Raw genomic sequence first — 17759 nt, forward strand, 5'->3', positions numbered from 1 at the left:
GGCAGACATAAAAAAACGGCCCGTAGAGGCCGTTTTTTTGTATCAGGCGAGTCCCTGAATAATGACGAACTTTTCTAACAGCTGCTCGTCCGTTTCAATGTGTGCCGGATCGGTAATGATGCAGTTGGTGATCGGGCACACCGACTCGCACGTTGGCTTGTCATAGTGACCTTTACACTCGGTACACAAATCCGGATTGATCTCGTAGATGCTGTCACCCATCGAGATCGCGCCGTTCGGACATTCCGGCTCGCACATGTCACAGTTAGTGCATTTACCTGTGATTAGCAGTGCCATAATTATTTGCCTGTCGGGTTACGGGTATCCTGACCAGCATTAAGGTTGCGCATCAGCAGGCCGTATTCCAGATCCATATCCTGAGGAACCGGAATGTAAACGAAGTGACCGTTGCCTTTTGCATCATCAACTGCTTCGCCTTTACGGTTTTCCATCGCTTCTAGCGTGAAAACCACGTTACCTTTTGGTGTCATCAGCTCCAGGCTGTCACCAATGATGAACTTGTTCTTCACTTCTACTTCGACCATGTCACCACGGCGTTTGCCAGTGAATTCACCCACAAACTGCTGCGCGTCAGAGACTGAGTAGCCGTAGTCGTAGTTCTGGTAAGCATCGTGCGTGTGGCGACGTAAGAAACCTTCGGTGTAGCCGCGGTGCGCCAGGCTCTCCAGTGTACCCATCAGCGTTTCATCAAATGGTTTGCCAGCGACGGCGTCATCAATGGCTTTACGGTAAACCTGCGCGGTACGTGCACAGTAATAGAACGATTTGGTACGACCTTCGATTTTCAGTGAGTGCACACCCATTTTAGTCAGACGCTCAACGTGCTGAACCGCGCGCAGGTCTTTCGAGTTCATGATGTAAGTGCCGTGCTCATCTTCAAATGCGGCCATTTTTTCTTCAGGGCGATGGCTTTCAGACAGCAGAACCACGTCGTCGATTGGCTTACCACGACCGATGGTGGTTTCAGGACGTTCTTCCTGCACTTCAATCGCTTGTGGCGCATTTGGATCGAACTCTTCCACGATCTGACCTGCGTCGTCTTCTTTGCCTTTCTCAACTTTGTATTCCCAACGGCAAGCGTTGGTACAAGTGCCCTGGTTCGGGTCACGTTTGTTGATGTAGCCAGACAGCAGGCAACGACCTGAGTACGCCATGCACAGTGCACCGTGCACGAACACTTCCAGTTCAGTTTCCGGGCAGTGTTCGCGGATCTCTTCGATCTCTTCCAGTGACAGTTCGCGAGAAACGATCACACGCTCTACGCCGTTCGCCGACCAGAATTTTACGGTTGCCCAGTTTACCGCGTTCGCCTGTACTGACAGGTGAATCGCCATATCCGGGAACGCTTCGCGCACCATCATGATCAGGCCAGGATCAGACATGATCAGTGCATCCGGGCCCATGTCGACAACAGGTTTCAGATCGCGAATGAAGGTTTTCAGTTTTGAGTTGTGCGGTTGAATGTTGCACACCACGTAAAACTTTTTACCCAGGGCATGCGCTTCGTTAATACCGATTTGCAGGTTTTCGTGGTTGAATTCGTTGTTACGTACACGAAGGCTGTAACGAGGCTGGCCAGCGTAAACGGCATCGGCACCGTACGCGAACGCGTAGCGCATGTTCTTCAGGCTGCCTGCCGGTGACAGCAGTTCAGGGACGAAAGTTTTTTCAGTAGACATTGCTTCTATTCTCAATCTGATCTCAAGTCAGGCCAATACCACCTGATGGTATTGGAAGGGGCGCAAATTTTACGCCAAAATGTGACTCATGACCAGTTGAGATTGAAGCAAACGTCAGGCTTGGTCGAGAGACGCATGCCTGACGAGGGAAGGGGTTACGCGTCAGCGTGTGGCAGGCCGCCAAGAGCGTTGAACAGATCCGGCAGGAATACCGCAAATTCACCACACATCAGTGAGAAATCGGCATCGAAACGCGCAGCTTGATCTTCACGAGGAATATCTTCGTTCTGATCTTTAAGCTCATCGCTGAATGCCAGACGTTTCAGGCTGCAATCTTCCGCCAGAATAAAGCTGATACGCTCTTGCCAGTTGATGGACAGCTTGGTTACGACCTTATTGGCTGCAATGTGGCTCAGAATCTCATCGCTCGACAGCTCTTGCTTCTTACAACGTACGGTTGCGCCATCATCCAGAATCGATTTCAGTTCCGCTTCGTCCAGCAAGTTAAAGCCTTGTGGCAGATTGCCTTCTTTGACCCATTCGGTCAGTGTGGTTTCAACTGCGACTTCTGGAATCGCAGGGACGACGGGCAGGCTACCCATGGTTTTACGCAGCAGCGCCAGGACGTCTTCGGCTTTTTTGTAGCTGCTGGCGTCGACCAGAATCAGGCCCTGTTTTGGCATAATCAGTACTGGCGTCAGGTGGCTGCGGCTAAACGCACGTGGCAGCAGATCGACAATGATGTCTTCTTTAATGTTGTCTTTTTCTTTCTTCTTCAGCGGGCGGCCTTCTTCGGCTTCCATCGCTTCCACTTTGGCGTTCAGCGAATCTTTGATCACGGACGCCGGCAACATTTTTTCTTCTTTCTTGGCACAGATGAGAATGCGGTCTTCGCTGACGTGAGTCATCATGTCGCCATGTCTGCCCATCGCATGAACCCAGCCAAACTTCTGTTTATCCTGGCTGCCACATGGCGTGAAACGGAACTCAGCCAGTTGTTTTTCCAGCTGATCGGCATTGAAGTCAATCTCGCGGTTCACGCGATAAACCATACAGTTTTTAAACCACATATCTATTTCTTTTCCTTGTTCGAAAGCCCCACATCATAGGGGATTTCAGCGCTAAAGTCTTACCTCAAATTCAAAATTCCGCGATTGTTACAACTGAGATAGAACGATGAATTTGATAAGAAAGTTATATTAAAAATTGTTTTCAATGGTCACAAAAGTGTCATAATCATTTCTCATAATGCATGGCGTTGATTAAAAATAAAGGTTATTCAATTATGTCTAGAAGGATTCTGGTTGTTGAAGACGAAGCGCCGATTCGTGAAATGCTGTGTTTCGTGCTTGAGCAAAAAGGTTACCAGGCCGTTGAAGCAGAGGATTACGACACTGCAGTCACCAAACTGGCTGAACCCTTCCCTGATCTCGTTTTGTTAGATTGGATGTTACCTGGTGGTAGCGGCATCAACTTCATCAAACACATGAAACGCGAAGAGCTGACACGCAACATTCCGGTGGTGATGCTCACGGCGCGTGGTGAAGAAGAAGATAAAGTCCGCGGCCTTGAAGTGGGTGCAGACGACTACATTACTAAACCTTTCTCGCCTAAAGAGCTGGTTGCTCGCCTCAAAGCGGTGATTCGCCGCGTGACACCAACGGCACTCGAAGATGTGATTGATGTGCAGGGTCTGAAGCTGGATCCTGTTTCGCACCGCGTCACGGCCAACGATGCACCACTCGATATGGGCCCAACCGAATTCAAAATGCTGCACTTCTTTATGACCCACCAAGAGCGTGTATACAGCCGCGAGCAGCTGCTGAACAACGTGTGGGGCACCAACGTGTATGTGGAAGATCGTACGGTTGACGTTCACATTCGTCGCCTGCGTAAAGCCCTGGAAGAAGCGGGTCACGATAAGCTGATTCAGACCGTGCGCGGCGCGGGCTATCGTTTCTCAACCAAAGCGTAAGAGGATCAACTGCGAAGTATTATGGTTGAACGGTTAACTTGGAAAAAGCTGGCCTGGGAGCTGGCTTTTTTTTACCTGCCATGGATTGTGGTCGGGTGGATATTTGGATACATGCCGTGGTTGCTGTTGGCCGCCACGGCTTTGCAGCTTGTGTGGCATCTGCACAACCAAATGCGCCTCTCGGCGTGGTTGTGGGATGAAAAGCGACTGACACCGCCGTCGGGTTCGGGCAACTGGGAATACCTGTTTAATGGTATTTATCGTTTGCAGCAGCGTCAGCGCAAGAAGCGTAAAGAGTTAACTAACCTGATTCGCCGTTTTCGCAACGGGGCGGAATCGCTGCCCGATGCGGTGGTGGTATTTCGCAGCGAAGGCAACATTGTCTGGTGCAACCGTCTGGCGCAGCATCTGCTGGGTTTTCGTTGGCCGGACGACGCCGGGCAGCCGATTTCCAACCTGATCCGCACGCCGGATTTCATCAAATATCTGCAAAAAGATGACTTCACTGAGCCGTTGGAGATGCGTTCTCCGCTCAATGTGGAGCGCTCACTCGAACTGCGTATTGTGCCGTACACCGAAGGCGAACACCTGATGGTGGTGCGTGATGTGACCCAACTGAAACAGCTGGAAGGCATGCGCCGCAACTTCTTTGCTAACGTGTCGCACGAGCTGCGTACACCGATGACGGTGCTGCAAGGCTATCTGGAAATGACCGAAGATCCGGACATGCTGGTGGGGCCGATGTGGGGCAAAGCGCACGGCGTGATGACCGAGCAGCTCAATCGCATGAACAGTCTGGTCAATCAGTTGCTGACTTTGTCGAAGATTGAAGCTTCGCCGATGCACGAGCTGGAAGATGTGGTCGATGTGCCGGCCATGCTCGAAGTGTTGGAAAAAGAAGCCATCAGCCTCAGCGGTGACGATAAGCATCAGCTCAAGTTTGATATTGATAAACAGCTGCGTGTACTGGCGGATGAAGATCAACTGCGCAGTGCCATTTCCAACCTGGTGTACAACGCAGTGAAATACACGCCGCCGGGCGCAGAAATCAACGTGCGCTGGTTCCAGACTCCGCAGGGCGCCTGTCTGGAAGTGGAAGATAAGGGCGACGGTATTGAGCCGCAGCACCTGCATCGTCTTACCGAGCGTTTTTACCGCGTTGATAAGGCACGTTCGCGTGATACTGGCGGCAGTGGTCTGGGGCTCGCGATCGTTAAACACGCCTTGTCTCATCATGATTCGCATCTCGATATTAAGAGTACTGTCGGTGTCGGCAGCCGCTTTTCGTTTGTGCTACCTAAGCGTCTGGTTGTGAAATGAAACTGCATGTGAAACTGGCGCTGTACGCTCTGTCGGGCATCGCATGGCATGTTCAGGCGCATGATGAGCTGCAGGATTACCACAAAACCACGGGTGTGGCTGGCAGCTTGCTGTCGGTCGGTTCTGACACGCTGGCGGGCATGACGACGTTGTGGGTGGAAGAGTTCAAATCCATCTATCCCAACGTGAATGGCCAAGTTCAGGCTTCTGGCTCGGCGACGGCTCCTCCGGCATTGACGGAAGGCACTGCGCAATTCGGACCGATGAGTCGCCCGATGCGCACGCGTGAAATTGAAGCGTTTGAACGCACGCATGGCTATAAACCGACGGCGCTGCGGGTCGCAATTGATGCGATCGGCATTTTCGTCCATCGCGACAACCCGATTGAGGGGCTGAACTTCACCCAGCTCGACAGCATTTTTTCCTCGACACTGCGTTGTGGTGCCAACCACTCAATCAATACCTGGTCTGAACTTGGTCTGCCGTATGAATGGGCTAAGCGCGGTATTCAACTTTTCGGGCGCAATTCGGTATCGGGAACTTATGGTTACTTCAAACAAAATGCGCTGTGTGGCGGCGATTTCAAACGCAACGTGAACGAGCAGCCTGGTTCGGCTTCAGTAGTGCAGTCGGTGGCATCGTCGATCAATACTTTGGGATATTCGGGTGTCGGATACCGGGTGTCCGGAGTGAAACTGATCCCTATTGCGCGTGAAGGCACCGACTATGTTGAGCCGACTCATGCCAACATCCTTTCCGGCAAGTATCCGCTGTCGCGCTATTTGTACGTCTACGTCAACAAGCATCCGACACGTCCTCTGACGCCGATTGAACGTGAGTTTATTCGTTTTATCTTCTCCAAGCAGGGCCAGGCGCTGGTGGAAAAAGATGGCTATTTGCCCATTTCACCGCAGTTTGCTCATGAAGAGCTGGTGAAAGTCGGTATTGAAGAGCAGTAAAAAAGCCAGCGTCATGCTGGCTTTTTGAATGTTTCATCGGCTTAAAACTCAAGTTGCCAGCCGACGCTGTGCCAATACTCCTGCTCGCTGAGCAGATCCGCGTGCAGCAGTTTGTTGTTTTCCAGCCACTCTTTGTCGGCACATTCAAGCTTCCATTCGTCATCGTGAGCGGACAGCGTCAGCTCCGGCAGTGGATCGTCATTGCGTTGCCCGTTTACCAGAATCGCCAGACGCAATACACGAATCAGACCGACAATGTGCTTTTTCTTAAACAGCGAAAAGTCTTCCATTTCATTGAGCTTGAGCGACTTGCGCTGAAAGCGCGCCAGCGTCGACAGCACCAACTGCTGCTCGTTGTTAAAACCCGCCATGTTGGTGTGACGCAGAATATACGCGGAGTGACGATGAAATGCCTGCAGGCTGATGCTCAGCCCCACTTCGTGCAACAGCGCCCCCCATTCCAGCAGATCAAACAGTTCACTGTTCTTTTTCAAACCGAGTTCATCGGCGACCTGATCGAGAAACTCGCGCGCGTGACCTTTCACTTTGGCGGCATGTTCCAAATCCACCAGATGTTTGCTGGCCAGGTTTTCGGTGGTGCGCAGGCGAATGTCGGAATACTTAAATCGGTCTTCCATCTCATACAGCAGACCTTCACGTAGGGCGCCGTCAGAGAAGAACATCTCTTTGATTTTCAGATCTTTAAAAATCGCGGCCAAGATCGCGACGCCAGCAGCAAACACGGGTTTGCGATCGTCGGTGAGGCCGGAGAGCTGAATGTCGTCAATCGAGTCCCATTCGCACAGTTTGTCGATGAGCTTGTTCAGCCGCTCAGCGGTAATGATGCCATCATCATGGCCAAGGCCAATCAGTACTTCATAAATGGCTTTAATAGTGCCGGATGAGCCAAATGCGGTTTGCCAGCCAAGCTTGCAGTATTTGCTGGCGATGGATTCCAGCTTTTGTTCGGCGGCGAGGATTGCCTGAGCGAAATTCTTTTTCGACAGTTTGCCGTTGGAGAAGTAGCGATCGGTGTAGCTCACGCACCCCATCTGTTTGCTGTTGACCAGTTCGGCTTCAAAGCCTTTACCGATGATCATTTCGGTGCTGCCGCCGCCGATATCAACCACCAACATGGATTCAGTTTGTGGTTGGGTGTGGGCCACGCCAAGGTAAATCAGACGTGCTTCTTCAGTACCGGGAATGATCTCGATAGGAAACGGCATCACTTCGCGCGCGCGCTGCAAAAAAATGTGTGCATTGTTGGCCTGACGCAGGGTATGCGTGGCGGCAATACGTACATTATCGGCGTCAAAGCCTTGCAGACGTTCAGCAAACATCGCCAGACACTCCAGGCCTCGTTCGATGGCAGCATTGTCTAAGTTCTTTTGTGCATCCAGTCCGGATGCCAGGCGCACGCGCTGTTTATGGCGGCTGATCAGTTGTAAATCCTGATCCACCACCTTGGCGACCACCATGTGAAAACTGTTAGAACCTAAATCGATTGCGGCAATTTCACGAGTAATAGTGTCACGAGTTGTGCTGGGTTGGTTCATGGGTGTCTGTTTGCCCCTTATTCTTACGCGTTTGTTTTTCTACGTTTTTAAGATAGTCGTAAATCGCGAGCTGCGAACGGACTTTCTTACGGTTCCCGCGCTTGATGTAGCGGTTACTCATCTCTTTGTCGATCACACGCGCTTTCACCGTATCGGTAAACTGCAGATTGATGATGTCTATCATACGCTGTTTAAGGCGTTCGTCACGTATTGGCGCCATCACTTCAATCCGGTAATCAATGTTACGCGTCATCCAGTCGGCCGAAGAGATATACACTTGCGGGTTGCCGTCGTTGTGCGTGATCAGCACGCGCGGGTGCTCCAGGAAGCGGTCGACAATACTGATGATACGAATGTTGTCGCTCAATCCCTCAATGCCCGGTACCAGCGAACACATACCACGAATGATCATCTTGATTTGCACTCCGGCGGTGCTGGCACCATAGAGCTTGTTGACCAGGCCGCGGTCGACCAGATTGTTCACTTTGAGGGTGATCGCGCCTTTTTTACCCGCTTTGACATTGGCGATCTCGGTGTCGATCAAACGGTATAGCTGCGTGCGCGAGTTACGTGGCGACACGATGAGATGATTGAATTTCACCGGGCGGAACGGGTTTTCAATATAGCCAAATACGTTACGCACTTCGTTAGTGATTTCGCGGTCGGCGGTCAGTAGCGAGAAGTCGGTATAAATGCGCGCAGTTTTTTCGTGGAAGTTTCCGGTACCGATGTGAGCGTAACGCACAAATTCGCCCTCTTCACGGCGGGTAATCAGCAGCAGCTTGGCGTGAATTTTCATGCCCGGCGTACCAAACACCACTTGCACGCCCGCTTCGGTCAGAATACGTGACCATTCGATGTTGGCCTCTTCATCGAAACGCGCCTGCAGTTCCACCACCACCACCACACGCTTGCCGTTGTGCACTGCATCGACCAGCGAGTTCATCAAACGCGAATCTTTCGCCACACGGTAGATGTTGATCTTAATGCTGATCACTTTCGGGTCGAACGATGCCTGACGCACCAGTTCTGTAATGTGTTCGAAGCTGTGGTATGGGTAGTGCAGCAGAATGTCCTGAGCGCGAATCGCGTCAAAGGCATTCGGGAAGCCTTCAAAATCGGCACACTTCATCGGAGGCAGCGGACGGTTTTCTAAGTACTCACGGCCGACGTTCGGAAAACCGATGAAGTCTTTAAAGTTGTGGTAACGACCTCCCGGTAACAGACTGTCGTAGTGGGAGATTTTGAGCTTCTCACACAGAAATAGCAGCATCTCTTGCGGCATTTCGCGCTCGTACACAAAGCGAACCGGCATCGCGGTCAGGCGCTGACTCAAACCTTCTGACATCTGTTCCAACAGGCTGTATTCGACTTCATGGCTGAGGTCGTATTCCGCGTCACGGGTCATCTTCATCGCATAGCCAGTCAGCGTGTCGTAGTCAAAAAAGCCGCGGAAAATGTCATCCAGACAGTGGCGAATGATGTTGTCGAGCAGAATGATGGTTTTACGTCGTTTGCCTTTTTGCTCCGGTACCATGACAAAGCGGGGCAGGTGATCGGTCGGGATCTCGATCAGCGCGTAGTGCGATTCGTCGCCTTTCTTTAAATCGACGGCGATGTATGCGTATTCGTCTTTGAGGAATTGCAGGACGTCAATGTCATCTTTCATTAACAGTGGCGTAATATGCGGCAGCACTTCTTTATGAAAATATTTGGTGATCCAGCGCTGCTGCGCTTCATCTAATTGGGTTTCGTTGACCAGAAAAATGCGGCGGCGCGCCATCTCCATGATGATTTCGCTGTACAGGTTATCGAAGTCCTGATTCAGCTTCAGCGCTTTGCTCTGCATGCGGGTCAACAAATGCTTGGAGCTGTCGTTTCCTCCACGTTCACGGTTGATAAGAATACGACGTTTCACATCCGAAAAGCGGACTTTGTAAAACTCATCCAGGTTGTTGGAGAAAATCCCCAAAAAGCGGATGCGCTCGACCAGCGGCACGGTTTTATCGGCGGCTTCCTGAAGGACTCGTTCATTGAACGATAGCCAGCTCAATTCCTTATCGATATACAACTTTTCCGCGCTCATGAGATACCTTCTGACTGTTAGTGACGTTTTAATTATTAACCACTGCAAACTAGGGTTTTAATGTGACACTTTTATTGCAAAACAGATTAGTATGCAGAGTTGTTTTATTTTCAGTTGTTTAATGTGACTTGTAATATAATTGTCACCTAATCGAAATATTATGTTATTTGGACTAAAAAGGTAGAGTTATTCATGGCACAGGCCGAGTTTTCATTGAAAGAACGAGATCGAAAGCGACTTATTAAAGATCGCCTTGTTCGTCTTGCAGTGACCGGTGGTGGCGTGAGTGTTCTCGGCGCCTTGATCCTCATTTTCGTCTATCTGGCGATGGTGGTTTTTCCGCTATTTTCCGATGCTGAGCTAGAGACCGGTTTTGCCAGTCAGCCCATCACCACGGTCGCGCCTAAAATGCTGGCGATTGACGAGTATGGCGAGAATGCCTTTGTCGTTGGCGATCACGGTAAAGCCGAGTTTTGGTCGCTCAATCATGAACGCAGTTTACCGCGTTGGAGCGAGAGCTTGCCGTTCGAGCCTGTGAAGTTCACCACCACGACACCTGACAGCGGCTGGTTTGCGGCCACGGATGCTGACAATCATGTTTATGTCGCGCGTCCTCAATTTACGTATTCGGTCACTAAAAATGGCCGTGTATTCACTCCCGAGCTTGAAGCGCTGTCGCTGCCGGCAAACTGGTCGCTCATTCCCCGTTCGCTGTCTATAACCCAGCTCAGTGCCGCGGTAACCGACAGTCAGGCATTTTTTGCCGTTTATCAGTCGAACCAACAGGTGTCGGTGCATTGGGTAAGTCTGGACGCGCCGCAAGTGCCGCAGCAATTTACTTTTTCTTCGCCGTTTGAGCAGTTGGATCAGATGCTGCTGACGCCGGATGGCAAAACCTTGTATCTGCGCAGCGGATCTGAGTTAGTGATTGCCGAGCTGACACACGATCAATATCGGGTGTGCGACATCGTGGATCTCAGTCAGGGGCAGCAGAAACATGCGGTGCAGACTATCAATCTGTTGTCCGGTGCATATTCACTGCTGGTGACGCATCGCGATGGTTTGGTGACGCAGTGGTTTGATGTGCTCAAACAGGGCGAGCGTCATCTGACGTTGATCCGCGATTTCAAACTGGCTTCCGAAGTGACGTTTCTGCTGCCGGATACCTATCGCAAAGGCTTCTACAGTTTTTATCGCAACGGTACGGTGCAGAGCCACTACACCACCAGTGAAAAATTGGTGATTTTCGAGCGCGCCTATCAACAGGCTCCGGCGCTGGCGGCGATGTCGAGCAACGAACGTTATCTCGCCACGTACGACAGCGGCAGAATCAGCGTCGCCAAAATTGATAACGGTTATCCGGAAGTGTCATTCTCTTCGCTGTGGCAGAAAGTGTGGTACGAAAGCTACCCAGAGCCCCAGTATGTGTGGCAGTCCACATCGGCCAGCGATGAATTTGAGGCCAAATTCAGTTTGGTGCCGATTGCGTTTGGTACGCTGAAGGCGGCGCTGTATGCGATGCTCTTTGCCGTACCGGTGGCGGTATTTGGCGCAATTTATACCGCGTACTTTATGGCGCCGAAAATGCGCCGTGTGGTGAAACCCACTATCGAGTTAATGGAAGCGCTGCCGACGGTGATTATCGGTTTTCTGGCCGGGTTGTGGTTTGCGCCGCTGGTGGAAAGCCACCTGACGTCCATCGTGGCCCTGTTCCTGTTTTTGCCGCTGTCGACCGTTATCATCGGATTGTTGTGGTCACAACTGCCAAAGACTGTGCTGCGTAAAATGGCGGGCGGCTGGCACGCGCTGATCCTGATCCCTGTTCTGTTGGCCGTGGCGACAACGATTCTCTCCTACAGCAGTGAAATCGAGCTGTGGCTGTTTAGCGGCGACGTGCGCGTCTATCTCGCGCAGCACGGTATCGATTTTGACCAGCGCAATGCGTTGGTGGTCGGGTTTGTGATGGGCTTTGCAGTGATCCCAACCATTTTCACCATCGCCGAAGATGCGATTTTCTCTGTGCCGAAGCATCTGTCCGATGGTTCTCTGGCCTTGGGGGCTACGCCCTGGCAGACTCTGACACATGTGGTGCTGCTCACCGCCAGTCCGGGTATTTTCTCCGCGGTGATGATGGGCCTTGGCCGCGCGGTCGGTGAAACCATGATCGTGCTGATGGCGACGGGCAATACGCCGATCCTTGACTGGAACATTCTGGAAGGGATGCGCACTTTATCGGCGACGATTGCGGTGGAATTGCCGGAGTCTGAAGTGGGCAGTTCGCATTTCCGTATTCTTTTTCTGGCAGCCCTACTGCTGTTTATCTTCACGTTTGCAGTCAACTCCCTGGCTGAATGGGTACGCCAGCGACTGCGTGCCAAGTACCGTGCGCTGTAGTGGGGGAAGCGATGAAAACGATAAATTGGGTTCGCTCCGGCGCCCCTTGGATATGGTTAACGGGTGGCGCGGTCAGTATCAGTCTGATTTCCGTTCTTGGCTTGTTGTTGTTGATTGGCTGGAAAGGTTTAACCTATTTCTGGCCGGCGCCTTTATATCAATGGCAAGACGCCAACGGCCAAACGTTAGTGGGGCAGTTGTATGCCACCGAATCGGTGCCCGTGAGCCATCTGAGCGAGATGGGGATTGACTTGCCTGCTGCGGTTAAAGAGACGGGCACCGCGACCCGCTTAAGTATTAAAGTGGCCAACCGCGAATTGTACGGCGCTGATTTTGTTTCGATGCTGAGCATGAAGTTGTCTGAGCCGACCAAGCCGCATGGCTGGATTGTGATAGAACGTGCCCGTGACGGTCAGTTTTACGGTAAGCCTGTCGGATATGAACAGGTCAATGGCAATGTCAGCGAACATATTGATACGCTGCTTGAGCAAGGTCTGGAGCAAGCGGATGTGCTGCGTAAGCAGATCGATCAGGTGGTCAATGAACAGATTCGTGTCATTGGCAGCAGCATTGAAAAGCTGCGACTGGAAAAGCGGCGCCGCGAATTGAATGGCAAGCTGGACGAGGCGTATCTGACCCAGTACCAGCAGCGCAAAGCGCAGTTGGATCAGCAACTGGCCAAAGCTGAAGAGCACCTGGACTCGCTGCGTGCTCAGATGGAGCGCCAGGTGTTGATTGCTCAGGATATGAAAGGCGATACCGTGCGTATTCCACTGAGTCAGATCCTTGATTACTGGTTCCCGAACGACATGAACCTGACGCAGAAAATCGTTCAATGGGGCAAGCAGGTATGGGTCTTTCTGTCGGACAATCCGCGCGAGTCCAACTCGGAAGGCGGCGTTTTCCCGGCGATTTTCGGTACGGTCTTTCTGGTGCTGATCATGTCGATTATCGTCATGCCACTCGGCGTGGTCGCGGCAGTGTATCTGCACGAATACGCCAAAGATAATGCGTTCACCCGCATCATTCGCGTGGCGGTAATTAACCTCGCAGGTGTACCATCGATCGTATACGGCGTGTTTGGTCTCGGCTTTTTCGTTTATACCATCGGTGCCTCTATCGATAGCCTGTTTTATGCCGAGCGTTTGCCGGCTCCGACATTTGGTACGCCGGGGCTTTTATGGTCGGCTCTAACGCTGGCGGTCCTGACACTGCCGGTCGTGATTGTGGCGACCGAAGAGGGCCTGACGCGCATTCCGATCTCTGTACGTCATGGCTCACTGGCACTGGGTGCGACGCAGTTTGAAACCATCTGGCGCATTGTTCTGCCGATGGCGAGCCCTGCTATGATTACAGGACTGATTCTGGCGATTGCCCGTGCGGCAGGCGAAGTAGCACCACTGATGCTGGTGGGGGCGGTCAAACTGGCGTCCAGTCTGCCGGTGGATGGCGAGTTCCCGTTTGTGCATCTGGAGCGCAAATTCATGCACCTTGGTTTTCACATCTATGATGTCGGTTTTCAGACCACCAATATTGAGGCTGCGCGGCCACTGGTGTACGCCACTTCATTTTTACTGGTGACGGTCATTGTGGCGCTGAACCTCACGGCCATCAGCATTCGTAATAATTTACGTGAGAAATATCGAACCTTAGGACAAGATTAAACATGTTTTCCGTCAACCAAACACTGGGGTACCAACCACCTCTGGATGTCAACAACTTAACCGACAAACAGACCGCGATCGCGATCGAAGGGTTAAATCTGTTTTACAACCAGACCCGTGCGCTGAGCGATATTTCGATGCGGATTCCGAAAGGTCAGGTCACGGCGTTCATCGGCCCGTCGGGCTGTGGCAAATCGACCCTGCTGCGCTGCATTAACCGCATGAACGATCTGGTGGAAGGTTGCCGGGTTGAGGGCGAAGTCAAACTGCACGGTAAGAATGTCTATCTGCCAGAAGTGGACGTGCCGACTCTGCGCCGCCGGGTGGGGATGGTGTTTCAGCGCCCGAACCCGTTTCCAAAGTCCATTTACGAGAACGTTGTCTACGGACTGCGCCTTCAGGGGATTAAAAACAGCCGTACGCTGGACGATGCGGTGGAGCGTTCATTGCGCGCGGCCGCCCTGTGGGATGAAGTGAAAAACCGCCTGCATGAAAACGCGTTTGGTCTGTCTGGCGGTCAGCAGCAGCGTCTGGTGATCGCACGTGCGATTGCGATTGAGCCCGAAGTGTTGCTGCTCGATGAGCCCACCTCGGCGCTGGACCCGATTTCGACGCTCACGATTGAAGAGCTGATCCACGATCTGAAAACCAAATACACCGTGGTGATTGTCACCCACAATATGCAACAGGCAGCAAGGGTCAGCGACCACACTGCCTTTATCCATATGGGAAAATTGATCGAGTACTCAGATACCGATTCTATTTTCACGTCACCATTGAAAAAACAGACCGAAGACTACATTACTGGCCGATACGGCTAACCGGCAACAAGCGAAGGATTCATCATGCAATTAGGACGACATATCTCAGGGCAGTTTAACGTTGAGCTGGAGTCTATTCGAACTCATGTATTAACCATGGGTGGATTGGTGGAGCAGCAGTTGTCGTTTGCTATGCAGGCGCTCAATAAAGATGACATTGAGCTGGCGCGTAAAGTGGTGCGCGATGATCACAAAGTCAACGCGATGGAAGTGTCGATCGACGAAGCCTGCACGCGCATTATTGCCAAACGTCAGCCTACGGCCAAAGATCTGCGCCTGATTATGGCGATCATTAAAACCATCACTGATCTGGAACGCATCGGCGATGTGGCAACCAAAATGGCGTATGTGGCGATTGAAAGTCCGTCGACCAAAGAGAGTAAATTTCAGGTGTCTTTGGAGCCGTTGTGCCGTCAGGCGATTGCGATGCTGCATCAGGTGCTGGATGCGTTTGCGCGCATGGATGTGGAATCGGCCGCCGAAGTGTACAAGCTCGATGATAAGCTGGATAAAGAGTACGAAGCGGTGATCCGTCAGTTGATGACCTACATGATGGAAGACCCGAAAAATATTCCGCACATTCTGCAAGTCATGTGGTCGGCGCGCTCGATTGAACGGGTGGGGGATCGCTGTCAGAACATCTGCGAATACATCATCTACTTCGTCAAAGGCAAAGACGTGCGTCATTTAGGCGATCAGGGCATCAACGACGCCCTGCGCTAACCACTCACCCATCAATATTTCAGCGGTACAAACGTCTGTTCATCTACTGGTGAGCGGACGTAACCTTCTTTATTTAACTCAGGCAGAGTGACTGGCGGATACTCAACGTTGCGGTACTCAATTTGGCTCAGCAGGTGGCTGATGCAGTTGAGGCGCGCGCGACGTTTGTCGTCTGACGGTACCACCCACCACGGACAATGTTTGGTGTCGGTGTAGGCGAACATCTTGTCTTTGGCTTTGGAGTAATCGGCCCAGCGGTGGCGGGATTCGAGATCCATCGGGCTGAATTTCCAGCGTTTGATTGGGGTTTTGATCCGTTCCAGAAAGCGCTTTTCCTGCTCTTCATCGGACACAGAAAACCAGTACTTGAGCAGAATGATGCCGGAACGTTGCAGCATGCGTTCAAACTCCGGGCAGGATCGCAGAAACTCTTCGTACTCTTCGCCCGTGCAGAAGCCCATCACTTTCTCGACTCCGGCGCGGTTATACCAGCTGCGGTCAAACAGTACGATTTCACCGCCAGCAGGTAAATGCGTCACGTAACGCTGAAAGTACCACTGGGTTTTCTCTTTTTCGGTGGGAGCCGGCAACGCGGCCACGCGGCACACCCGCGGGTTTAGTTTTTCGGTAATGCGTTTGATGACGCCGCCTTTGCCCGCAGCATCACGCCCTTCAAAAATCACCACGACTTTGAGTTTTTCGTGTTTGACCCACTCTTGCAGTTTCACCAGCTCAACTTGCAGACGCTCCAGCTCCTGCTCATAAAATTTTCTTTTTAGTTTGGTCATAGTTCCCTCCGTTGATAACAAAATCATAGCACCGACGGAGGGGATAAACAGAGCTAGCTGATTGATTTCAGAACGGATGCCGTGCGGCGAATCGCATCGGTATCGGTGATCGGCACGATGAAATCGTCTTGATCGCTGGCGCCCATTTTGCTCTCTGGAGCAACAAAAGCCATGTGGCTGGCACGTGTGGTTTTGCCAGACAAGTGCAATTCAGTGACTCCGGTAGTCTGCGCTAATTGGCCGACGTTGTCGGCATTGACGCCAGCACCCGCCATGATCGCGATGCGCCCGGCGCTGCGTTGAACCAGTTCTGTCAGCATGTTCGCGCCTTGCGGGGCTGTGCGCGCCAGTCCTGAGGTCAAGATGCGTTCGCAACCCAGCGAAATGACCGTTTCCAGTGCGGAAAACGCATCGTTGCACTGATCGAACGCGCGGTGAAAAGTGACGCCCAAGCCCAGCGACTGTGCCAGTGAGACCAAGTCTTGGCTGCGCTCGGCATCAATGCTTCCATCTTGATTGAGTAACCCCAGCACCACGCCTTGCAGCCCGGCCTGGTGTGCGGCGTGAATATCCAGAACCATGATGGTGATGTCTTCATCGCTGTAGAAGAAATCGCCCTGACGTGGCCGAATCATGGCATACACCGGAATGTTCGCGACCTTCGCCGCCTGCTGCATAAAACCATAGCTGGGAGTTAAGCCACCCAAGGCCAATGAGGAGCACAGTTCAATACGCGTCGCGCCGCCTGCCATCGCATTGTGCAGAGATTCAATATTGTCGATACACACTTCAAGTTGATAAGACATTGTCAGATTACTCATGAGAAACAGTGGACGAAGTGTAGCAAGCCTGAGTTGTCTCGTCTGTCTGCCGGGGGGGAGAAATAGGGGTAAACTTTGTGGGTGCATGTTTCCCTATATTGCAGGGTAAAGGATGTAAAAAAGCCCCGGACAATGTCCGGGGCTTGAAATGACTTTACTTAAACTGATTGGCGTTGCGTTATTCGCTTATAAGATTCCAACCACAAACCCGAGTTGAGCGCGGGTGTTTAAGTGTTTCAATTATTTTTTGCCTAGGTCAGCAGTGTGCTCAGACAGGTAAGCAGCTACGCCCGCTGGAGAATCTTTCATACCAGCTTTACCTTCTTCCCACTGTGCAGGACATACTTCACCGTGAGTTTGGTGGAAGTTCAGAGCGTCAACCATGCGCAGCATTTCGTCGATGTTACGGCCTAGTGGCAGGTCGTTAACTACTTGGTGACGTACCATGCCGTCTTCGTCGATCAGGAAAGAACCACGGAAAGCAACGCCCGCTTCTGGGTGCTCTACGTCGTATGCTTTACAGATTTCGTGTTTAACGTCAGCAACCAGTGGGTATTGAACTTCACCGATACCGCCGTTTTCAATCGCAGTGTTACGCCATGCGTTGTGAGAGAACTGAGAGTCGATAGATACGCCGATTACTTCTACGCCTTTCGCTTTGAAGTCTTCGAAACGTTTGTCGAATGCGATCAGTTCAGATGGGCAAACGAAAGTGAAGTCTAGTGGGTAGAAGAAAACAACCGCTTTCTTACCTTTAGTGAATTCAGCGAAGTTGAAGTTATCAACGATTTCACCGTTACCTAGCACTGCTGCAGCAGTAAAATCAGGGGCTTGACGACCTACTAGTACCATTTTTTTGCTCCTAAGATTAATGGTTAGTTCCGGAACCGCAGACAATAGCGGACCCAGTCCGTGTATGTACGAGACAAACTATAGTACAGAATGTAGTATA

General features: G+C 51.8%; 15 protein-coding genes. 7 read left to right on the top strand and 8 right to left on the bottom strand.

Annotated features, from left to right (window positions below):
- Nucleotides 1-42 precede the first annotated feature (42 nt).
- From LGV68_RS11540 to rdgC, 3 genes are all read right to left on the bottom strand, one after another.
- Nucleotides 43-297 carry a YfhL family 4Fe-4S dicluster ferredoxin gene (locus LGV68_RS11540; RefSeq protein WP_014205669.1) on the bottom strand — a complete coding sequence of 85 codons (255 nt, stop codon included), beginning with the start codon at nucleotides 295-297 and terminating at the stop codon, nucleotides 43-45.
- 2 nt (nucleotides 298-299) lie between these two features.
- Complete coding sequence (yegQ, locus tag LGV68_RS11545; protein ID WP_020330613.1) at nucleotides 300-1700, bottom strand: tRNA 5-hydroxyuridine modification protein YegQ; 1401 nt, start codon at nucleotides 1698-1700, stop codon at nucleotides 300-302.
- A gap of 155 nt (nucleotides 1701-1855) precedes the next feature.
- Nucleotides 1856-2770, bottom strand: a complete 915-nt coding sequence (gene rdgC, locus LGV68_RS11550; protein WP_020429871.1) for a recombination-associated protein RdgC — start codon at nucleotides 2768-2770, stop codon at nucleotides 1856-1858.
- A 215-nt stretch (nucleotides 2771-2985) separates the two neighbouring features.
- Between rdgC and phoB the strand changes: the two genes are divergently transcribed.
- The 3 genes from phoB to LGV68_RS11565 are packed head-to-tail and all read left to right on the top strand — an operon-like array spanning nucleotide 2986 to nucleotide 5954.
- Nucleotides 2986-3675 (top strand): phosphate regulon transcriptional regulator PhoB, encoded by a 690-nt coding sequence (gene phoB, locus LGV68_RS11555; RefSeq protein WP_024373811.1) that lies wholly within the window; start codon nucleotides 2986-2988, stop codon nucleotides 3673-3675.
- Nucleotides 3676-3696: 21 nt separating this feature from the next.
- Nucleotides 3697-4995, top strand: coding sequence for a phosphate regulon sensor histidine kinase PhoR (gene phoR, locus LGV68_RS11560; protein ID WP_020330616.1), 1299 nt, complete (start codon nucleotides 3697-3699; stop codon nucleotides 4993-4995).
- A complete protein-coding gene (locus LGV68_RS11565; protein WP_020330618.1) occupies nucleotides 4992-5954 on the top strand; it encodes a phosphate ABC transporter substrate-binding protein in 963 nt (320 codons plus the stop codon). The genes phoR and LGV68_RS11565 overlap by 4 nt, the downstream gene beginning before the upstream one ends.
- Nucleotides 5955-5995: 41 nt before the next feature.
- On the opposite strand, the gene ppx is transcribed toward LGV68_RS11565, so the two are convergent.
- The gene (gene ppx, locus LGV68_RS11570) at nucleotides 5996-7510 is read right to left on the bottom strand and encodes an exopolyphosphatase (protein ID WP_020330620.1); all 1515 of its coding nucleotides are present in this window, start codon (nucleotides 7508-7510) and stop codon (nucleotides 5996-5998) included.
- Nucleotides 7485-9596, bottom strand: coding sequence for a polyphosphate kinase 1 (gene ppk1 / locus LGV68_RS11575; protein WP_020330621.1), 2112 nt, complete (start codon nucleotides 9594-9596; stop codon nucleotides 7485-7487). Before ppk1 ends, ppx begins: the two co-directional genes overlap by 26 nt.
- A 192-nt stretch (nucleotides 9597-9788) precedes the next feature.
- Between ppk1 and LGV68_RS11580 the strand changes: the two genes are divergently transcribed.
- From LGV68_RS11580 to phoU, 4 genes are read left to right on the top strand one after another with little or no spacing between them, the layout of a single operon-like run.
- Nucleotides 9789-11990, top strand: a complete 2202-nt coding sequence (locus LGV68_RS11580) for an ABC transporter permease subunit (RefSeq protein ID WP_252535236.1) — start codon at nucleotides 9789-9791, stop codon at nucleotides 11988-11990.
- An 11-nt stretch (nucleotides 11991-12001) separates the two neighbouring features.
- Nucleotides 12002-13654: a phosphate ABC transporter permease PstA gene (gene pstA, locus LGV68_RS11585; RefSeq protein ID WP_252535238.1), complete on the top strand. Its 1653-nt coding sequence runs from the start codon at nucleotides 12002-12004 to the stop codon at nucleotides 13652-13654.
- Between the two features lie 2 nt (nucleotides 13655-13656).
- Nucleotides 13657-14475 (top strand): phosphate ABC transporter ATP-binding protein PstB, encoded by an 819-nt coding sequence (gene pstB, locus LGV68_RS11590; RefSeq protein WP_020429880.1) that lies wholly within the window; start codon nucleotides 13657-13659, stop codon nucleotides 14473-14475.
- Nucleotides 14476-14499: 24 nt separating this feature from the next.
- Complete coding sequence (gene phoU, locus LGV68_RS11595; protein ID WP_004729452.1) at nucleotides 14500-15198, top strand: phosphate signaling complex protein PhoU; 699 nt, start codon at nucleotides 14500-14502, stop codon at nucleotides 15196-15198.
- Between the two features lie 11 nt (nucleotides 15199-15209).
- Here the strand turns inward: phoU and ppk2 are convergent, their stop codons facing one another.
- The 3 genes from ppk2 to LGV68_RS11610 form a co-directional block, all read right to left on the bottom strand.
- The gene (gene ppk2, locus LGV68_RS11600; RefSeq protein ID WP_020330626.1) at nucleotides 15210-15986 is read right to left on the bottom strand and encodes a polyphosphate kinase 2; all 777 of its coding nucleotides are present in this window, start codon (nucleotides 15984-15986) and stop codon (nucleotides 15210-15212) included.
- A gap of 53 nt (nucleotides 15987-16039) precedes the next feature.
- On the bottom strand, nucleotides 16040-16792 hold the full coding sequence (locus LGV68_RS11605) for a copper homeostasis protein CutC (RefSeq protein WP_208563570.1): 753 nt from the start codon (nucleotides 16790-16792) through the stop codon (nucleotides 16040-16042).
- Nucleotides 16793-17047: 255 nt separating this feature from the next.
- Nucleotides 17048-17659 (bottom strand): peroxiredoxin C, encoded by a 612-nt coding sequence (locus tag LGV68_RS11610; RefSeq protein WP_020330628.1) that lies wholly within the window; start codon nucleotides 17657-17659, stop codon nucleotides 17048-17050.
- Nucleotides 17660-17759 lie beyond the last annotated feature (100 nt).

It is taken from the genome of Vibrio sp. LQ2, from assembly GCF_023920125.1.
In the GTDB taxonomy this organism is placed as follows: Bacteria; Pseudomonadota; Gammaproteobacteria; order Enterobacterales; family Vibrionaceae; genus Vibrio; species Vibrio fluvialis.

Bases quoted from the DNA above. Each gene is read 5' to 3' on its own strand.
- LGV68_RS11610 (WP_020330628.1), bottom strand. From the start codon at position 17,659: ATGGTACTAGTAGGTCGTCAAGCCCCTGATTTTACTGCTGCAGCAGTG.
- pstB (WP_020429880.1), top strand. From the start codon at position 13,657: ATGTTTTCCGTCAACCAAACACTGGGGTACCAACCACCTCTGGATGTC.
- LGV68_RS11605 (WP_208563570.1), bottom strand. From the start codon at position 16,792: ATGTCTTATCAACTTGAAGTGTGTATCGACAATATTGAATCTCTGCAC.
- pstA (WP_252535238.1), top strand. From the start codon at position 12,002: ATGAAAACGATAAATTGGGTTCGCTCCGGCGCCCCTTGGATATGGTTA.
- ppx (WP_020330620.1), bottom strand. From the start codon at position 7,510: ATGAACCAACCCAGCACAACTCGTGACACTATTACTCGTGAAATTGCC.
- yegQ (WP_020330613.1), bottom strand. From the start codon at position 1,700: ATGTCTACTGAAAAAACTTTCGTCCCTGAACTGCTGTCACCGGCAGGC.
- ppk2 (WP_020330626.1), bottom strand. From the start codon at position 15,986: ATGACCAAACTAAAAAGAAAATTTTATGAGCAGGAGCTGGAGCGTCTG.
- LGV68_RS11580 (WP_252535236.1), top strand. From the start codon at position 9,789: ATGGCACAGGCCGAGTTTTCATTGAAAGAACGAGATCGAAAGCGACTT.
- phoU (WP_004729452.1), top strand. From the start codon at position 14,500: ATGCAATTAGGACGACATATCTCAGGGCAGTTTAACGTTGAGCTGGAG.
- LGV68_RS11565 (WP_020330618.1), top strand. From the start codon at position 4,992: ATGAAACTGCATGTGAAACTGGCGCTGTACGCTCTGTCGGGCATCGCA.
- phoB (WP_024373811.1), top strand. From the start codon at position 2,986: ATGTCTAGAAGGATTCTGGTTGTTGAAGACGAAGCGCCGATTCGTGAA.
- LGV68_RS11540 (WP_014205669.1), bottom strand. From the start codon at position 297: ATGGCACTGCTAATCACAGGTAAATGCACTAACTGTGACATGTGCGAG.
- ppk1 (WP_020330621.1), bottom strand. From the start codon at position 9,596: ATGAGCGCGGAAAAGTTGTATATCGATAAGGAATTGAGCTGGCTATCG.
- rdgC (WP_020429871.1), bottom strand. From the start codon at position 2,770: ATGTGGTTTAAAAACTGTATGGTTTATCGCGTGAACCGCGAGATTGAC.
- phoR (WP_020330616.1), top strand. From the start codon at position 3,697: ATGGTTGAACGGTTAACTTGGAAAAAGCTGGCCTGGGAGCTGGCTTTT.